Annotated in this window: 19 protein-coding genes; 17 read left to right on the top strand and 2 right to left on the bottom strand. The window is 73.8% G+C overall.

From position 1 onward, the window contains the following. The first annotated feature begins 51 nt into the window (after positions 1-51). From O7613_RS13275 to O7613_RS13230, 10 genes are all read left to right on the top strand, one after another. Positions 52-264, top strand: a complete 213-nt coding sequence (locus O7613_RS13275; RefSeq protein WP_281588247.1) for an MbtH family NRPS accessory protein — start codon at positions 52-54, stop codon at positions 262-264. A 97-nt stretch (positions 265-361) separates the two neighbouring features. Then, positions 362-1627, top strand: a complete 1266-nt coding sequence (locus O7613_RS13270; protein ID WP_282294133.1) for a lysine 2,3-aminomutase — start codon at positions 362-364, stop codon at positions 1625-1627. Continuing rightward, a complete protein-coding gene (locus O7613_RS13265) occupies positions 1624-2919 on the top strand; it encodes an MFS transporter (RefSeq protein WP_282294131.1) in 1296 nt (431 codons plus the stop codon). Before O7613_RS13270 ends, O7613_RS13265 begins: the two co-directional genes overlap by 4 nt. Before the next feature lie 130 nt (positions 2920-3049). After that, positions 3050-4246, top strand: a complete 1197-nt coding sequence (locus O7613_RS13260; protein WP_281588253.1) for a S8/S53 family peptidase — start codon at positions 3050-3052, stop codon at positions 4244-4246. A gap of 4 nt (positions 4247-4250) precedes the next feature. Beyond that, complete coding sequence (locus O7613_RS13255) at positions 4251-4841, top strand: sigma-70 family RNA polymerase sigma factor (RefSeq protein ID WP_281588254.1); 591 nt, start codon at positions 4251-4253, stop codon at positions 4839-4841. After that, positions 4838-5326 carry a hypothetical protein gene (locus O7613_RS13250; protein ID WP_281588256.1) on the top strand — a complete coding sequence of 163 codons (489 nt, stop codon included), beginning with the start codon at positions 4838-4840 and terminating at the stop codon, positions 5324-5326. Before O7613_RS13255 ends, O7613_RS13250 begins: the two co-directional genes overlap by 4 nt. Before the next feature lie 52 nt (positions 5327-5378). Further along, a complete protein-coding gene (locus O7613_RS13245) occupies positions 5379-7850 on the top strand; it encodes a CHAT domain-containing protein (protein ID WP_282294128.1) in 2472 nt (823 codons plus the stop codon). A 64-nt stretch (positions 7851-7914) separates the two neighbouring features. Next, the gene (locus O7613_RS13240; RefSeq protein ID WP_281588259.1) at positions 7915-8874 is read left to right on the top strand and encodes a hypothetical protein; all 960 of its coding nucleotides are present in this window, start codon (positions 7915-7917) and stop codon (positions 8872-8874) included. A 113-nt stretch (positions 8875-8987) separates the two neighbouring features. After that, on the top strand, positions 8988-9221 hold the full coding sequence (locus O7613_RS13235; protein WP_282294125.1) for a hypothetical protein: 234 nt from the start codon (positions 8988-8990) through the stop codon (positions 9219-9221). Positions 9222-9312: 91 nt separating this feature from the next. Beyond that, positions 9313-10497 carry a radical SAM protein gene (locus O7613_RS13230; RefSeq protein WP_282294124.1) on the top strand — a complete coding sequence of 395 codons (1185 nt, stop codon included), beginning with the start codon at positions 9313-9315 and terminating at the stop codon, positions 10495-10497. Positions 10498-10505: 8 nt separating this feature from the next. Here the strand turns inward: O7613_RS13230 and O7613_RS13225 are convergent, their stop codons facing one another. Together O7613_RS13225 and O7613_RS13220 are read right to left on the bottom strand one after the other, a co-directional pair. Further along, a complete protein-coding gene (locus tag O7613_RS13225; RefSeq protein WP_281588264.1) occupies positions 10506-11174 on the bottom strand; it encodes a lysophospholipid acyltransferase family protein in 669 nt (222 codons plus the stop codon). Beyond that, positions 11168-11764, bottom strand: a complete 597-nt coding sequence (locus tag O7613_RS13220) for a TetR/AcrR family transcriptional regulator (protein ID WP_281588265.1) — start codon at positions 11762-11764, stop codon at positions 11168-11170. The genes O7613_RS13225 and O7613_RS13220 overlap by 7 nt, the downstream gene beginning before the upstream one ends. 129 nt (positions 11765-11893) lie before the next feature. On the opposite strand from O7613_RS13220, the gene O7613_RS13215 reads away from it, so the two are divergent. The 7 genes from O7613_RS13215 to O7613_RS13185 all read left to right on the top strand — a co-directional run bounded on the left by O7613_RS13215 (position 11894) and on the right by O7613_RS13185 (position 17283). Continuing rightward, positions 11894-12937: an aromatic ring-hydroxylating dioxygenase subunit alpha gene (locus O7613_RS13215; RefSeq protein WP_281588267.1), complete on the top strand. Its 1044-nt coding sequence runs from the start codon at positions 11894-11896 to the stop codon at positions 12935-12937. Further along, positions 12934-13140: a hypothetical protein gene (locus O7613_RS13210; RefSeq protein WP_281588269.1), complete on the top strand. Its 207-nt coding sequence runs from the start codon at positions 12934-12936 to the stop codon at positions 13138-13140. Before O7613_RS13215 ends, O7613_RS13210 begins: the two co-directional genes overlap by 4 nt. Further along, entirely contained in the window at positions 13137-14090 is a 954-nt protein-coding gene (locus O7613_RS13205; protein ID WP_282294122.1) for a PDR/VanB family oxidoreductase, read from the top strand. The genes O7613_RS13210 and O7613_RS13205 overlap by 4 nt, the downstream gene beginning before the upstream one ends. A gap of 30 nt (positions 14091-14120) precedes the next feature. Further along, positions 14121-14891 carry an IclR family transcriptional regulator gene (locus O7613_RS13200; RefSeq protein ID WP_282294120.1) on the top strand — a complete coding sequence of 257 codons (771 nt, stop codon included), beginning with the start codon at positions 14121-14123 and terminating at the stop codon, positions 14889-14891. A 76-nt stretch (positions 14892-14967) separates the two neighbouring features. Further along, the gene (locus O7613_RS13195; protein WP_282294118.1) at positions 14968-15894 is read left to right on the top strand and encodes an SDR family NAD(P)-dependent oxidoreductase; all 927 of its coding nucleotides are present in this window, start codon (positions 14968-14970) and stop codon (positions 15892-15894) included. Positions 15895-15931: 37 nt separating this feature from the next. Next, complete coding sequence (locus O7613_RS13190; protein ID WP_281588277.1) at positions 15932-16813, top strand: amidohydrolase family protein; 882 nt, start codon at positions 15932-15934, stop codon at positions 16811-16813. A gap of 17 nt (positions 16814-16830) precedes the next feature. Next, the gene (locus tag O7613_RS13185; RefSeq protein WP_282294115.1) at positions 16831-17283 is read left to right on the top strand and encodes a MaoC family dehydratase; all 453 of its coding nucleotides are present in this window, start codon (positions 16831-16833) and stop codon (positions 17281-17283) included.

Raw genomic sequence — 17283 nt, 5'->3', positions numbered from 1 at the left:
GGTCGCCCGACCGGGGTCAGACCGATTAACCGAACGAGAAGGAGAACGACGATGGCTGTCGACGACGACGACCGCACCTACCGGGTCGTGATGAACCACGAGGAGCAGTACTCGATCTGGTTCGCCGACCGTGAGCTGCCGGCGGGCTGGACCGCCACGGGCTTCTCCGGCGCCCGCGCGGACTGCCTGGCCCACATCGACGAGGTGTGGACCGACATGCGGCCGAAGAGCCTGCGCGAGCGGATGGCCGCCGCGCGGGGCTGACCCGTACCGGGGTCGGGGCGGTCCGGGTGACCGTCCCGACCCGGCCGTCCGACGGCGGCCGTTCCTGTCCCATCCCGCTGACAACGAGGCGACGGTGATGAAGGTCTACTCCCACGAACGCCTGGCGCGGCTCGCCGGCGCGCGGGGCATGCCCGAGGAGTACGTGCACGACCTGCGGGTCGTATCCTCGGTGCTGCCGTTCAAGGTCAACCAGTACGTCGTGGACGAACTCATCGACTGGTCGGCCGTCCCAAACGATCCCATCTTCCGGCTCACCTTCCCGCACCGGGACATGCTGCCGCCGGAGCTCTACGACCACCTGTCGGCGCTGCACCTGTCCGCAGCCGATCCGGGGGTGATCCGGAAGGCGGCCCGGGACGCCCACGCGCGGCTCAACCCGAACCCGGGCGCCCAGTTGGAGGCCAACGTGCCCACCCACCGGGGACGCCGGCTGCTCGGCCTGCAACACAAGTACGCCGAGACCGTGCTCGTCTTCCCGTCGCAGGGGCAGACCTGCCACTCGTACTGCGGCTACTGCTTCCGCTGGGCCCAGTTCGTCGGTAACGCGGAGATCCGGCAGGCCGCCTCGGACGTCGCGGACGTCGCCGGATACCTCGCCGACCAGCCGGGCGTGACCGACGTCCTGTTCACCGGTGGCGACCCGATGATCATGAGCGCGGCGGTGCTGGACCGGTGGGTGTCCCCACTGCTCGACCCGGCGCTGGAGCGGATCCGCACGCTGCGCTTCGGCACCAAGGCGCTGTCGTACTGGCCGGCCCGGTTCACCACCGACCCGGACGCCGGCGACCTGCTGCGCCTCTTCGAGCGGATCGTGGCCGGCGGTCGCCACGTCGCCGTGATGGCCCACTTCTCCCACCCCCGGGAGCTGGCCACCGACGAGGTGCGCCGGGCAATCGCCCGGATCCGGGCCACCGGCGCGGTGATCCGCACCCAGGCCCCGCTGATCGCGCACGTCAACGACCGGGCGGGGGACTGGGCGGCGATGTGGCAGCGGTCGGTGGAGCTGGGCATGGTCCCGTACTACATGTTCGTGGAGCGGGACACCGGCGCGCGCAGCTACTTCAGCGTGCCGCTGGAGCGGGCCTGGCAGGTCTACACCGACGCGGTCCGGTCGGTCTCCGGGCTGGCCCGCACCGCGCGCGGCCCGGTCATGTCGGCCGCGCCGGGCAAGGTGCTCGTCGACGGCGTGGCGCGGGTCGGCGGGGCCGACCTGTTCAGCCTGCGCATGCTCCAGGCCCGCGACGCGGGCGACGTGGGTCGGCAGTTCTTCGCCCGGTACGATCCGACCGCGGAATGGTTCGACGACCTGCGTCCCGCGCACGGCTCCTGGTGGCCGGCATGAGCGCCGCCACGCAGCCGGCCCCGACCACATCCGACGAGGAGCCGATGCCCACCGTCACCGATCCGCCGGTGCCGGGCGCCGAGCGCCCGGCCAGCCTCTGGCGCAACCGCGACTTCAACCTGCTCTGGATCAGCCAGTGCTTCTCCGACCTCGGCGCCGCCATGTCGAATCTGGCGATGCCGCTGCTGGTGCTCTTCCTCACCGGCTCGGCCGCCCAGGCCGGTCTGGTCGGCAGCGCGGGGCTGCTCACCACGCTCGCCTGCCGGTTGCCGGCCGGTGTGGTGGCCGACCGCTTCTCCCGCCGTACGCTGCTGGTGGCCTGTGACGTGATCCGGCTGGTGGTCTACCTGGCGCTTGCCGGCGCGGTGCTCGCCGGGATCGCCAACCTGCCGATGGTCCTGGTGGTCACCGTGATCGGCGCCGCCGCCAACGCGGTCTTCGGCACCGCGGAGCACGCCGCGGTGCGCAACCTCGTGCCGGGTGCGCAGTTGTCCACCGCCGTCGCGCGCAACGAGGCCCGCTCCTACGGCACCCAGCTCGCCGGGCCGCCGTTGGGTGGCCTGCTCTACGGGCTCGGCCGGTCCCTGCCGTTCGTCGGCAACGCGCTGTCCTATCTGCTCTCCCTGCTGGCGGTGCTGCTCATCCGCCGGCCGATGGAGCAGCCCCGCACCGAGCAGGCCCGGCAGTCCGGCGGCGCCGCGGTGGCCGAGGGCATCCGGTTCGTGCTGGCCAACCCGTTTCTGCGGGCGCTGCTGGTGATCGCGGCGCCGCTGAACATGGCCTTCACCGGGATGATCTTCACGATCATCGTGTCCCTTCAGCGCTCCGGCACCCCCTCGGTCCTGGTCGGCCTGGCCAGCACGATCTTCGGGCTGGGCGGCTTCCTGGGCGCGCTCGCCGCGCCGGCGGTGCAGCGCTGGCTGCGACTGCCCGCGCTGGTGATCGTGCTGTGCTGGGCCACCACCGTGTTGATGGCGAGCAGCGCGTTCGTGTCGACGAGCGTGCTGGCCGCGATGCCACTGGCGGCGGCGGTGTTCCTCGGCCCGACCGCCAACGCGGTGCTCTTCGGCTATCAGGCGGCGATCACCCCGGACCGGCTCCAGGGGCGGGTGGTGAGCGTCATCTTCCTGGCCGCCACCTCGGCCGCCGCGCTCGCGCCCGGCCTGGCGGGGCTGCTACTGGCCCACTTGTCGGCCGCCGTGACGATGCTTGTCTTCGCCGGCCTGGTCGCGGTCTCGGCGGTCACCGCGACGCTGAGCAGCGGCATCAGGTCGATGAGCACAGTCGACTGACTCGGCAGAGGCCGGACGGGCGCGCCAGATACACGTCGAACGGTCAGTACGGACGTACCGGCCGGCCCTTGGCGGGGGTGGGGGAACGTGCTGGACTGAACGGGTGACCACCGTCCCACCGGGAGGTCAGGTGTCCCGTTTCCCGTACCGCCCCGACGTCGTGCTCGCGCCGGCGTGGGTGGCGGAGCGCCCCGAGACGATCGACCGGCTCAACGAGTTGCTGGCCGACGCGGGCTTCGGTCGTCCGCTGTCGCCGCCGGCCGCCCCTGCGCCCCCTGACGTCGCACTGATCGAGGTGCCCGTCCAGGGTGACCCGGTGGCCGTGGCCAGGGCCAGCCGCTGGCTGTCCGGCCGTGCCGAGGGCGTGCCCGAGTGCCTGCCCGACTACGAGTGCACGGCCGCCACCGTGGAGGACGGCGCCCGGCGGGAAGCCAACCTCTACCCCAACTACCGGGCTGGTGGGCGCAAGAGCGGCCACGGCACCGTCGCCTGGCTCCCGGCGCCCGACCACGTGATGCCACCGAAACCCCGACGCCGTCCGGACCGCGACTTCCCGGCCGGACGGCCCGTGGTGGCGCTGCTCGACACCGGGGTACGGGAGCACGACTGGCTGGTGGAGGCGGACGGCGAGCCGTGCTGGGAGGAGGCGGAGGGGTGGACGCCGCCGCGCGCCATTCCGGAGATCGCGGGTCAGGACGGTCGCGGCGACGAGAGCGACGAGGTGGATTTCGGCAGCCACTGGGGGCACGGCACGTTCCTCACCGGACTGATGCGGCTGGAAGCGCCCGACGCGAAGATCCTCTCGGTACGGGTGATGAGCGACGCCGGTCGGGTCAGCGACCTGAACGCGGCACACGCACTGAACTGGCTGGCCGACCGGGCCGGCGACGGCCGTCGGCTCGACGTGGTGCTGACCGCGTTCGGCCGTCCCGGCTCGGATGGGGACGAGGAGCTGAGACCGGTCCGGAAAGCACTGGAGCGGTTGGCGGACCTCGGCGTCCAGGTGGTCGCCTCGGCCGGCAACGGCGGCGCCGACGATCCGGTCTATCCGGCGGCGTTCGCGGCCGACCCGACGCTCACGGTGATCAGCGTCGGGGCCCGCTCCTCGCCGACCGTGCGGGCGCCCTACAGCAATCACGGGGTGTGGGTGAGCCGGTGGCACGAGGGCACCCATGCGGTGAGCACCATGCCGTTGGCCACGACCCCCGCCGCGACGGGGGGCGCGTACGCCTACTGGAGCGGCACGTCGTTCGCGGCGGCGAGGTGCGCGGGCCGGCTCGCCCACCGGTTGGCGCCGGCGTCCGCGCCCGTGCGGCTCCCGGAGTGACGTCGTGTCCACGGTGTCCGGAAGCCCGGTGGACCGCGCGACCCGGCTCGGCGAGTGCCTCGACCGGGCCCGGGCGGGCGACCGGGGCGCCCTCGACGAGGTGGTCCGGGAGCTCAACCCGTTGCTGTGGCGCGTCGCCCGCGCCCAGGGTCTGACCGCCGAGGAGGCCGCCGACGTCGTGCAGACGACCTGGCTGGAGCTGGTACGCGGACTGCACGCCATCCGGTCCTCGACGTCGCTCGCCGCGTGGCTGGTGACCACCACCCGCCGGGAAGCCTGGCGGGTGCGCGGGCTCGCGCAGCGGCAGGCCCCGCACCCCGCGGCGGACCTCGAATCCTCGCCCGACCCGGATCCCGGCCCGGTCGACGTGCTGCTGTCCGAGGAACGTGACCGGGCGCTGTGGCGGCACGTCGCGCGACTGCCGGAGCGGTGCCGGACGCTGCTGCGGATCGTCGCCCACGTCGATCGTCCCGACTACGCGGCGGTGGCCCAGGCGCTGGGCATGCCACGCGGCAGCATCGGACCGACCCGTGGCCGGTGCCTGGCGAAGCTGCGGGAGTTGCTGGCCGCCGACTCGACGTGGAGCCCCACATGACCGCCCCGCACTCCGCCGACCAGCCGCTCGACGACCTGGACCAGGCGATCCTGGACCAGTTGGCCGCGGTGCTCACCCGACTCGACCCGCCGCCCGCCGATCTCGACGACCGGGTGCGCCTCGTGCTGGACCTCGACGACGTCGACCGGGAGGTCGCCCGGCTGCGCGACGAGCACCTCGTCGGCACGGTCCGGGGCACCGAACGGAGCCGTACCCTGACGTTCGACTCGGAGAGCCGGACCGTGATGATCACGATCGTGGACCGGCCCGACGGCCTCGTACGGGTCGACGGCTGGCTCGCGCCCGGCGCCGCCGTGCGCGTCGAACTGCGGCACCCGGCTCCCGACCCGGCCCAGACCGTGGAGTCCGACGCGGAGGGGCGGTTCGTGCTGGACGGCGTGCCGCACGGCTTGGCGCAGCTCGTCGTGCACCCGGCGCCGGGCGAACACACGCCGCAGGTGGTCACGCCGGCCCTCGCCCTGTGACGTGGAGCCGGCCGTGCTCGCCCGCCGGGCAGCCCGCTGGCACGCGGCGGGCGTGGCTTCGAGCGACGCCGGCCAGCCGGGTCGGGCCGCCCGGGAACTGCGGGCGGGCCTGCGGTTGGCCAGGCACAACCCGGCCCTGCGCGAGGTCCACGTCCGGCTGCTGATCAGTCTCGCCTGGGCCGAGTCCGAACGGGGTCGGGTGGAGCTGGGCTTCCGGTTGCTCGACGAGGCCGAGGCGCTCGTGGCCGCGCCGCAGTGGCCGATCCTGCTCGGCCAGCGAGCCCTCCTGCTCAAGCGCAGCGGTCGCAACGCGGAGGCGTTGCGTCAGTACGACGCGGCCGTCGGCCTGTTGAACGACATGGCGCATCCGTCCGACCTGGTCAAGGCGCTCAACAACCGCAGCCTCGTGCACCTGGAGGCGGGCCACGTCCGGCTGGCCCGGGCCGACCTGCGACGTTGCGTCGAGATCGCCGCACGACACGGGTTCACCCTGCATGTGGCGATGGCGCGGACGAACCTGGGTTGTCTCGACGTGATCGCCGGTGACCTGCCCTCCGCGTTGCGCGCGTTCACCCTGTCCGACGCCGACTACCGGTCGCTCGCGCCGGGCCGGCTCGCGAACCTGGCCGTGGAACGGGCCCGCGCACTTGTCGCGGCCGGGCTCTACCGGGAGGCGGACCGGCAACTGGCTGATGCGGTGCAGCGGGCGACGCAGCAGCAGCTCGGACACACGTACGCCGATGCGCTCCAGGTCCGCGCGGAGGCGGCCCTGCTCGCCGGCGAGCCGATCGCTGCCGCCCGGTGGGCGTCGCGAGCCCGGGCCGCGTTCCTCGGCCGGGCCAACGTCCGCCGGGCCGCTCTCGCCGCGCTGCTCGAGCTGCGCGCCGACCAGGCGGCCGGCGCGGTCGACCAGGAGACGGTGGTACGGCGAGCCGGGGCGCTGGCCGGGCGGTTGACCCGGCTCGGGCTGACGGAGGACGCCCGGGTCGCCCACCTGGTCAAGATCCGGGCGTTGGTGTCCGCGGGACGACCGCGGCGGGCTGCGGAGCAGATCGGGCGACAGGCCGGACCACGGCGGACCGACCGGCTCGACACGCGCCTGCTCTGGCACCTGACCCGGGCGGAGGTGGCGGCCTCCGCCGGCCGGGCCGGTGAGGCTCGGCGGAGCCTGCTGGCCGGAGTGACCGCGCTGCACCGGTACCGCGCCCGGTTCGGCTGCGCCGATCTTCAGACGGGGGCCGCGGTGCACGGCCGCGACCTGGCCCGGGCCGGGCTTGCCGCGGCGTTGTCCGGTGGCTCGGCCAACGCCGTCTACCGGTGGTCCGAGCGCGTTCGGGCTCAGGCGCTGCTGCTGCCGCCGGTACGACCCCCCGATGACCCGATCGCCGCCGAGGCCCTGGAGGAACTGCGCCAGTTGCGGCACAGCCTCCGTGAGGCCGAACTCGCCGGCCGCCCGACGCGGAGCTTCCGCAGCCGGTCGGAGGAGCTCCAGCGGGTGATCCGGGAGCGGGCCTGGGCGACCCCGGGCCCTCGGGACGCGGTGCCCTCGGCGCCGGCGCCGCTTGCCGCCGTGACGGCGGAGCTGGCCGGCGCGGCGCTCGTGCTGTACGTGAACGCCGGGGACATCCTGCACGCGCTCGTGGTCACCGACCGGGCGGCCTCGGTGGTGGCGCTCGGCCGGCGCGCCACGGCCGAGGAGGCGGTCCGGCGGTTGCGCGCCGACCTCGACGCGCAGGCGGGCCGCGCCATGCCCGGACGGCTGGCCGCGGTGGTCCGCGCCGCAACTCGACGGGATGCCGACCTGGTGGGCGCGACGGTGCTCGACCCGGTTCTTCCCCTGGTCGGCGATCGGGAACTGGTGGTGGTTCCGACCGGGATGCTGCTGACCACGCCGTGGCACACACTGCCGGCGTGCGCGTCCCGGCCGGTCACGGTGGCGCCGTCGGTCGCGGTCTGGTTGGCCGCCCGGCGTCGCCTGCACGCCGGCGCCCCCACCGGCGGCGCGGTGGTGGTGTCGGGTCCGGGTATCCACCGGGGTGAGGCGGAGGCCCGGGCCGTGGCATCGCTGCATCCGGGCGCGGTGGTGCTGACCGGAGCGGAGGCGACCCCGGCCGCGGCGCTCATCGCGCTGGCCGGCGCCCGCGTCGCCCACGTCGCCGCGCACGGACAGCACCAGACCGAGAACCCGTTGTTCTCCACGTTGGAGCTGACCGGCGGCCCGCTTATGGGTTACGACGTGCAGGGGCTGCGGGTCGCGCCGCGTACCGTCGTGCTGTCCTGTTGTGACCTGGGCCTGACCGACGTGCGGCACGGCGACGAGGCGCTCGGCATGCCGACCGCCCTGCTCGCCGCGGGCACCGCCACGGTCGTCGCGAGCGTCGCCCGGGTCGGCGACGAGGCGGCGACGGAGGCGATGGTGGCCTATCACCGCGCGGTCGTGGCGGGCCGGAGCCCGGCCGCGGCGCTGGCCGAGGCGGCAACCGGCGACCAGCCCTCGGCCTTCGTGTGTTTCGGCGCCGGCTGAGCCACGCGAGCCGGAGCGGGTCGGCCGCGGGTATCCAGTCGGCGGCTCCGTCCCCCATCCAGGCATGACTGACCACACCATGAGAAGGCTCCCACGCCGTGCGGCTCTCGCCGCCGGCCTCACCGTGCTCACGCTGGCAGCCAGCCCTCTGGCCGGGTGCCGGACGAACGGCGGCGCGTCCGGTGGCGGCGCCGCGAACGGCTCGGTCGCCGGCGCGGCCGACGGCCTCGCGAAGGTCGCCGGTGGCGGCTGCCCGGCGGCCGGCACCCGGACCGGCGGGCTGCTGCCGAAGCTGGGCGAGGAGGACTACACCTCGATCGAGAACCCCTGCCTGCCCTACACGGATCTGGTGAGCGAGGTGACGGGGCGGATCGTTCCCGGGCAGCGGGCCCAGGCCGGGCAGTTCCTCGACCACCTCGGCCGGTTCGCCGACCGGCTCGGTCAGGTCAACGACGCCGTCGAGTGCGCGTACCGGACGGACCGGCTGGCGGTGCGCATCTACCAGAGCCGGCGCGACTCGTGGGCCGTCGGCGTCGTGGCGGTCGTCCGGGGCCGCCTCGGCGCGGTCGCCGACACCACCGCCTGCTTCCTGATCCAGCAGATCCCACTCCTGGGCCTGGCCACCCAGGGCGACGGACCGCGCCGGGACGCTCCGGCGTACTGCTTCGACACCACCCACCAACGGCGGGGCGGCGAGGACTACACCATCATGTGGATCGGCTCGTCCTCGTTGACCTGCCGAGGGCTCCAGGAGGGCCTGGTCCCGGGCGACGGCCGGCTCGTCGCGGTGGCGGCCCGGACCGGTGCGTCCCTCCGCTCGGGTCCGGGCACCTCAGCCCGGGCGTTGCGACAGGTGCCCGGCGGCACGCTGGGCCGGATGACCTGCTACCGCCGCGGCGAAGCCGTCGACGGCGAGGACGCCTGGGCGCGGGCGACGGTCCTCGGCGACACGGGCTGGATCGCGGCGGCGTACCTGGACAGCTCCCTGCCGATCCGGAGCGCCCCCGTCTGCTCGGACGGTTGAGCGGCAGCCGGTCGGAACGGAATCCGGCGGCTCGGTATCTGGCGGCGGCCCCGCCGCCACACATGAGCAAGGCCGGCGGGAAGCCGTCCCAGCCGGGGAAGGGAGCAGGACCGATGTGTGTCATTCAGGTCGGTGCCGAGGATCTGGAGAACATCCTCGCCAGCCGAGGGCCGGACATCGCCGGTGAGGAGGCTGCCGCGTGCGGAGTCCAGGTCGGGGCGCCGGAGCTGAGCCGGATCCTGGCCAACCGCAAGGCCGCGCCGCTCGCGGCCGAGGCGGCCTGCGGAATCCAGGTCGGCGCGCCGGAGAACGTCGCGTTGCCGCGCGACGCCGATCCGGCCGCCTAGCCGGACGCACCACTCGCGGGGCCCGCCGTCCGCCGCACGGCCGGCGGGCCCCACCACCGCGGTACCCCACAATCCGTACGGAAGGAAAGCCATGATCGGCACTCGCCTGGACGATGTTGACGCGCCGCGCCTGATCCGCGGCGCGTACGGCTGGTGGTTCATCGGGAACCAGACCTGGACTCTGCTGCGTCCGGAGTGTGTGGGGCCCGACGGGACGGTGGACGGCGACGCCGTCGGTTTCCTTCGCCGCGTCGGGGCGTTCCGGCCGCGCACGCCGACCTCGTTCTCCCTGACCGTGCTCACCACCACCACCTGCAACCTCGGCTGTGGTTACTGCTTCCAGAACACCGGACTGGACGAGACGGGTGGCGCACGGCCGCCGCGGATCGGGCGGGCCTGGCTTGACGACGACGTGATCGACCGCGTCATCGCGTTCACCCGCGACCGGATGCGTCGGTGCGAGATGGACCGCCTCTTCCTGCTGCTGTTCGGCGGTGAGCCGCTACTCAACCCGCGCGGCTGCCTCAACCTGCTGGACCGGGCCCGCACGATCGGCCTCGACAGGTGCGCGATGACGACGAACGGCGTGCTGCTGACTCCGAGGCTGGCGCGTGAGTTGTACGCGGCGGGTCTCCACGGCGCGCAGGTGACGTTCGACGGGAGCCGGGCGGACCACGACCGGATCCGGGTCAAGCGGTCCGGGGCGCCCACCTTCGACACCATCATGCGCAACGTGGCCCGTGCGACCGAGGTGACCGGGCTCAACTGGAATCTGCGGGTCAATGTGTCGCACCACAACGTCGACCGGATCGGTGACCTGGTCGGTGAGTTGGCCGCCGACCTCATCCCCGACCGGTGCACGGTGACGTTCGCCTGGGTGGGTGACGCGGGCTTCGGCTACCGCAACACCATGCGGCATCTGGACGAGGTGAGCGACGCCTTCGTGAGCTGGAGCATCGCGGCGTTGGAGGCGGGGTTCCGGATGGCCCGGCCCGGGATGAGGACCACCTGCCAGATCTGCTCGGTGCCCGGAGGCCGCTACGGCGCGGTGGTCAACGCCGACGGCAAGCTCTTCAGTTGTTGGCAGTCGGCCGGGAAACCCGGCTTCGAGGTGGGTGACGTCGACGAGGGTTACCTGGACGTGGCAGGTGTCCCGGAGCGCTGGGTGACCTGCGGGTACGAGTACGAGCAACCCGACCGGGCACGGTTCGACTCGTTCCAGGACCGGGTGGACGGCCGGCTGTTGGACTACCTGCACACAACCGGTCGCCTGTGACCCGGATGTCATCCGACGGTCGGCGGATCGTTGTACCGGTCGGCGACCTCCTGGCCGGACAGTTTCTGGATGGCGGTCATGATCTCGTCGGTGACCGCCCGTCGGGCCTGCCCGCCGCTGCCGGCGGGCTGCCGGGTGAAGCGCAGCGGTGTGCCGAACCTCACGGTGATCCGCCCAGGTCTGGGCAGCCGGGCGCCGACGGGTTGGATCCGGTCGGTGCCGAGCAGGGCGACCGGGACCACCGGGGCGCCGGAGGCGAGCGCGAGCCAGGCGACGCCGGTCCGGCCGCGGTAGAGCCGCCCGTCGCGGGACCGGCTGCCCTCCGGGTGGATGCCGAAGGCGCGCCCGGCGGCGAGCACGTCGAGCGCCACCCGCAGCGACTCCTGCGCCGAGCGGTGGCCGCCCCGCTCCACCGGAATGGCGTCGATCCCGGTGAGGCAGGTCCGGGTCAGCCATCCCTTCACGCCGGGCTGCCGGAAATATTCGGCCTTGGCCAGGAAGGCGACCGGTCGGGGGGCCACCAGCGGGATCACCACACTGTCGAGGAAGGACAGGTGGTTGGCGGCCAGGATCACCGGCCCGTGCCTCGGCACGTTGTCCCGGCCTTCGACCGCCGGCCGGAAGGCGAGCCGGCCCAGCGGGGCCAGCAGCAGCCGCGTGCCGGTCTGCGTCAGCACGTGATCCTCCGATCGAGGTGGGCCGTCAGCGCGGCGCGCAGCAGCGGTTCGAGATCGTCGTCGCGCACCATGAGCTGGAGACTGCCCCACTGCCCGAGCTCGGCGATGCCGTGCAGGTTGGCCCAGAGCGCGCCGGCGACGACCTGTGGCGCGGGGGAGCCGGGCACCTCGGGCCGGGCCCGGGTGACGAGGTCGACCAGGACGCCGAAGAGTCCCTCGCTGGCCTCCCGCAGCCCGACGCCGTTGCCCCGGAGCAGGTCGTGCCGGAACATCAGCTCGAACATGCCGCGGTGGGTGCGCGCGAACGTCAGGTAGAGCCGGCCCAGGGCGAGCAGTTGCCGGTGTGGGTCGGCGTCACCCTGGCGGGCGAGCGTCTCGGCGACCTCGCGGCCGAGCTGTTGGTAGCCCTCCCGCGCGATGGCTGCCAGCAGGGCGAGGTGGGTCGGGAAGTAGCGGCGCGGCGCGCCGTGGGAGACCCCGGCCCGGCGGGCGATCGCGCGCAGCGTCAGCGCCTCGGCGCCCTCCCGGGCGAGCAGGTCCACGCCGGCGGAGACCAGGCGGGTGCGGAGGCTGCTGTCCGGCGGCGGCATAGACAGTGTCTACCGCGGTGTGTAGACACTGTCTACCTTCCACTCAGTGAAAGCCCGGCTCCCGGTCGGGGCCGCCGCGCGGGAGGATCCGCGAACACATCGACGTTCGTCCGCGAGGAGGTCGACCGCATGGTGTTCGCGCGCAACCAGTGGTACGTGGCGGCCTACGGCAACGAGGTCGGGCGGGACCTGCTCGCCCGCACGGTGCTCGGTGAGCCGCTGGTGCTCTACCGCACCGGGGCCGGGGCGGCGGTGGCGCTCGCCGACCGGTGCGTGCACCGGCGCTACCCGCTGTCGGAGAGCCGGCTCGACGGCGACACGATCGTCTGCGGCTACCACGGCTTCACCTACGACCCGACCGGCGCGTGCGTCTTCGTACCGGGGCAGCAGCGCATCCCGCGTACCGCCCGGGTCCCGTCCTACCCGGTGGTGGAACAGGACTCGCTCGTCTGGGTGTGGATCGGCGACCGGGACCGGGCCGATCCGGCCGCGATTCCCCGCGCGCCGTGGCTTGCCGACCCGCGGTACGCGGTGGTGCGCGGGATGGCGCCGCTGAACGCGCGGTACGGCCTGCTCGTGGACAACCTCATGGACCTGTCCCACGAGACCTACCTGCACGGTGGCTACATCGGCACGCCCGAGGTGGCGAACACCCCGATCACCACCGAGGTCGACGACGAGCGGGGCGTCGTCCACGTGAGCCGGCACATGGACGACGCCGAGTGCCCGCCGTTCTACGCGCGCTCCACCGGGATCACCGGCCGGATCACCAGGTGGCAGGACATCGAGTACCACCCGCCCTGCCTCTATCTCCTGCACAGCCGGATCGCGCCGCAGGGCCACTACCCGCCCGCCGAGGGCGAGGACAGCGCGGCCTTCCACGCCGAGATCGTGTACGCCATCACCCCGTCGACGGAGCACACCACGTACGACTTCTGGGCGGTGGCGCGCGACTTCGCGATCGACGACGAGTCGGTGAGCGAGTATCTCCACCGGAGCAACCACACGGTGGTCATGCAGGATGTGGCGGCGCTCGACATCCTGGAGCGGGTGATCGCGGCCGAACCGGACCGGTACCAGGAGCTGAGCATCAACATCGACACCGGTGGCCTGGCCGCCCGGCGGCTGCTGGCCCGGCTGGTCGAGTCGGGGAAGGCGGGAGCGGCGCGGTGAGCGCCCGCCCCGGGGACCGGGTCTACCGGATCCACTGGATGCCCGGCACGGACGCCCTGCGCGGGGTCTGCCACTGCGGGGCCGAGCGCGTGGCCGAGGAGCCGGTCGAGCTGTGGGAGTGGCTGCTCGCCCACCCGCGCGGGCACCGGGGCGCGACCGCGCCGACGCCCGGGCCGGCGAGCCGGCCGGCGGTGCCGGTGTGACCGGGGCGGAGCAGGCCGGGGTCGAGCTGCTGGTCGCGGGCCGGGACCCGGTGGCGACCGGGGTCGTCGAGCTGCGCCTGTGCCGTCCGGGCGGTGGCGACCTGCCCGGGTGGACGCCGGGCGCGCACATCGACCTGGAGGTGGGCGCCGGGCTGCTCCGCCAGTACTCGCTCTGCGGCGACCCGGCGGACCGGTCCGCGCTGCGGATCGCCGTGCAGCGGGAACCGGACGGGCGCGGCGGCTCGCGGCTGGTGCACGAGCGGCTGACGGTCGGCGCGACGGTGCGGATGCGCGGGCCCCGCAACACCTTCCCGCTGGTCGCGGCGGCGCGTTACCTCTTCGTCGCCGGGGGCATCGGCATCACCCCGATCCGACCGATGGTCGCCGCCGCCGACGCCGCCGGCGCGGACTGGCGGCTGGTGTACGGGGGACGCAGCCGCGCCACCATGGCGTTCGCCACCGGCCTGCGGGAGCGGTACGGCGACCGGGTGAGCCTGCATCCGCGGGACGAGACCGGGTTGCTCGACCTGGCCGGGCTGCTCGGCCGACCCGACGACGGGGTGGTCTACTGCTGCGGTCCGGAGTCGCTCGTCGACGCCGTGGCGGAGCACTGTCGCGGCTGGCCGCCGGGCCGCCTGCACGTCGAGCGCTTCTCGCCGGTGGCCGCCCCCGGCGGCGCGGAGACGGCCTTCGAGGTCGAGCTGGCCCGCTCCGGGCGGACCGTCACCGTGCCACCGGGCACGCCGATCCTGCGGGCGGTGGAGGAAGCCGGCGTGCCGGTCCTCTCGTCCTGCCGGGAGGGCACCTGCGGCACCTGCGAGACGCCGGTGCTCGCCGGCGTGCCGGAGCACCGCGACAGCCTGCTCACCGAGCAGGAACGCGCCGCCGGGGACACCATGATGATCTGTGTCTCCCGGGCCCGTACGCCCCGGCTCGTGCTGGAGCTGTGACCGGCCGGCGTGGACGGCGATGATGGCGGGGTGCGCGCGGAGCCGGGGCGGTCGGTCACCAGCAAGGTGCTGGCGCTGCTGGGCGCGTTCAGTCCGGCCGTGCCGGCGTTGACCCTGAGCGAGTTGGCCCGACGCGCCGCGCTGCCGTTGCCCACGGCCCACCGGCGGGTGGCGGAACTCGTCGCGTGGGGGGCGTTGGAGCGTGGCGACGACGGGCGCTACCGGATCGGCCTGCGGTTGTGGGAGGTGGGTTCGCTCGCGCCGAGGGGCCTGGGGCTGCGGGAACTGGCCCTGCCGGTGATGGAGGACCTGTACGAGGTGACCCACGAGAACGTCCAGCTCGCCGTCCGGCAGGACCTGGAGGTCGTCTTCATCGAACGCCTCGCCGGACGGGACGCGGTGCCGGTGCTCACCCGGGTGGGCGGTCGCTTCGCGTTGCACGCCACGGGCGTCGGACTGGTCCTCCTCGCCCACGCGCCCGCCGAGGTCCAGGAGCAGGTGCTGGCCGCGCCGCTGGAGCGGTACACCGAACTGACCGTGACCGAACCGGGTCGACTGCGCCGCTGCCTCGCCGACGTGCGCCGGACGGGGTACGCGGTGAGCGACCGCCAGGTCACCATGGACGCCCTCTCGGTGGCCGCGCCGATCTCCGGCCCGCAGGGCGTGGCGGCGGCGATCTCGCTCGTGGTCGCGTACGACCGGGCGGATCCGGTGGCCCTGGCGCCACTGGTCCAGGCGGCGGGCCGGGCGCTGTCCCGGGCGCTCGGCGACTCCCGCCACGCCGGGCGGCCGGCGACATAGACATATTGCAAAACGTTGACGCCCGGCCAGAATTTGCATTACGTTGCCCCTGCGCGTGTCACCGGGAGGAGCACCCATGTCACTGGACGGCAAGGTCGCCATCGTCACCGGATCCGGCCGGGGCCTCGGCCTCGCCTACGCGCGGGAGCTGGCGCGGCGCGGCGCGGCGGTCGTGGTCAACGACGTCGACGAGCAGGCCGCCGCCGACGCCGTCGCCACCGTCCAGGCGGCCGGCGGACGGGCCGTCGCGGTGGTCGCACCGGTCGGCCCGACCGAGACCGCGAAGGAACTCGTCCGCACGGCGGTCGAGCACTTCGGGCGGCTGGACATCCTCGTCACCAACGCCGGCGTCCTGCGCGACACCATGCTGTGGAAGATGACCGACGACGACTTCGACACGGTCATCGAGGTGCACCTGCGCGGCACGTTCACCACCGTGCGCGAGGCGGTGCGGCACATGCGTCCCGCCGGTGCGGGCGGGCGGATCATCTGCGTCGGGTCGCCCACCGGGCAGCGGGGCAACATCGGGCAGACCAACTACGCGGCGGCCAAGGCGGGCATCGTCGGCATGGTCCGCACCTGGGCGCTCGAACTCGCGCGGGCCGGCATCACCGCCAACACCGTCGTACCGGTCGCCGCGACCGCGATGACCGCCACCGTTCCCTACTTCGCCGCGGCGGTGCGGGCCGAGGCGGACGGCGAGCCGATGCCGGCGTTCTTCCGGCACGATCTCGGCTTCGGCACGGCGGACGACGTGGCCGGGCTGATCGCGTTCCTCGGCTCCGACGCGGCGGCCTCGGTGACCGGGCAGGTGATCGGCGTGGGCGGTGACCGGCTCCAGGTGTGGACCCACCCGGAGGCGGCGCTGACCGCCCACCGCGAGGGCGGCTGGACCTACGACGCCCTGGTCGAGGCGTGGCCGACGACCTTCGCCGGCGTCACCCAGAGCGTCGGGGAACACTTCCCGGAACTCCCCGCGGAGTTCGCGCCGGCGACCTCCTGACCCGGCCGACCGGCCCGCCCGACGGAGGTTGCCGCCCATGTACCGACCCGCGATCGACCTGGACACCGTCACGGCGATCGACATGCACGTGCACATCGAGGTCGACGACCACGGTCACGCCTCCCTGCCCGAGCCGCTCGTCGCGGCGGTGTCGAAGTATTTCCGCACGGACGGGCCCCGGCCGGCGGTGGACGCGGTGGCGCGGTACTACCGCGAGCGCGACATGGCCGCCGTCGTCTTCACCGTGGACGCGGGCACGCAGCTGAGGCATCCGCCGCTGTCGAGTGTCGACATCGCCCGCGCGGCGGCCGAGCACGCCGACGTGCTCATCCCCTTCGGCTCGGTCGATCCGCGCACCGGCGCGGCGGCCCTCGACCTCGCCGCCCGGCTGATCGAGGAGGAGGGCGTACGCGGCTTCAAGTTCCACCCCACGGTGCAGGGGTTCGACCCGAGCCACGACGAGTACGCGCCGCTGTGGGGTCTCCTCGAACGGGCCGGCGTCCCGGCGCTGTTCCACACCGGACAGACCGGGATCGGCGCGGGCCTCCCGGGCGGCTACGGCCTGCGGCTCGGCCTGTCCAACCCGATCCTGCTCGACCCGGTCGCGGCCGACTTCCCGGACCTTCAGATCATCATGGCGCACCCGTCGGTGCCGTGGCAGGACGAGGCGCTCTCGGTCGCCACGCACAAGCACAACACCTGGATCGACCTGTCCGGCTGGAGCCCGAAATACTTCCCGGCCGAGCTGGTGCGGCACGCGAACTCCCGGCTCCGGCAGCGGGTGCTCTTCGGCACCGACTACCCGTTGCTCACCCCCGACCGGTGGCTGCGCGACGTGGCCGCCACCGACCTGAAGCCGGACGTGCTCCCCGGCATCCTGAAGGACAACGCGGTCCGGCTGCTGGGCCTCGCCCGGTGACGACGAGAGGAAGCGCCATGACGACCACCATCGCCTACGACCAGCTGGCCGACCTGGCCGGCGCCGATCTCGGGCACACCGCCTACCGGACCGTCACCCAGGACCAGGTGGACCTGTTCGCCGACGCCACCGACGACCACCAGTGGATCCACGTCGACCCCGAGCGGGCCCGGAGCGGCCCGTTCGGCGCGCCGATCGCGCACGGCTTCCTCACCCTCTCGCTCGCCGTTCCCCTCTGGACCGAGCTGCTCGAGGTCAAGGGCGTGTCCACCAAGCTGAACTACGGCCTCGACCGGGTGCGCTTCCCGGCGCCGGTCGTGGTCGGCTCCCGGGTGCGCATGCGGGCCACCGTCGTCGAGGTCACCGAGGTCCGCGGCGGCTACCAGCTCGCCGTCGACCAGACCATCGAGATCGAGGGCGGGCAAAAGCCCGCGGTCGTCGCGCGCGGGCTGTACCGCTTCCACGCCTGA

It is taken from the genome of Micromonospora sp. WMMD975 (assembly GCF_029581215.1).
Classification (GTDB): domain Bacteria; phylum Actinomycetota; class Actinomycetes; order Mycobacteriales; family Micromonosporaceae; genus Micromonospora.
The sequence above is the reverse complement of the archived record's forward strand: the minus strand, read 5'-3'. Positions and strand labels throughout refer to the sequence as shown.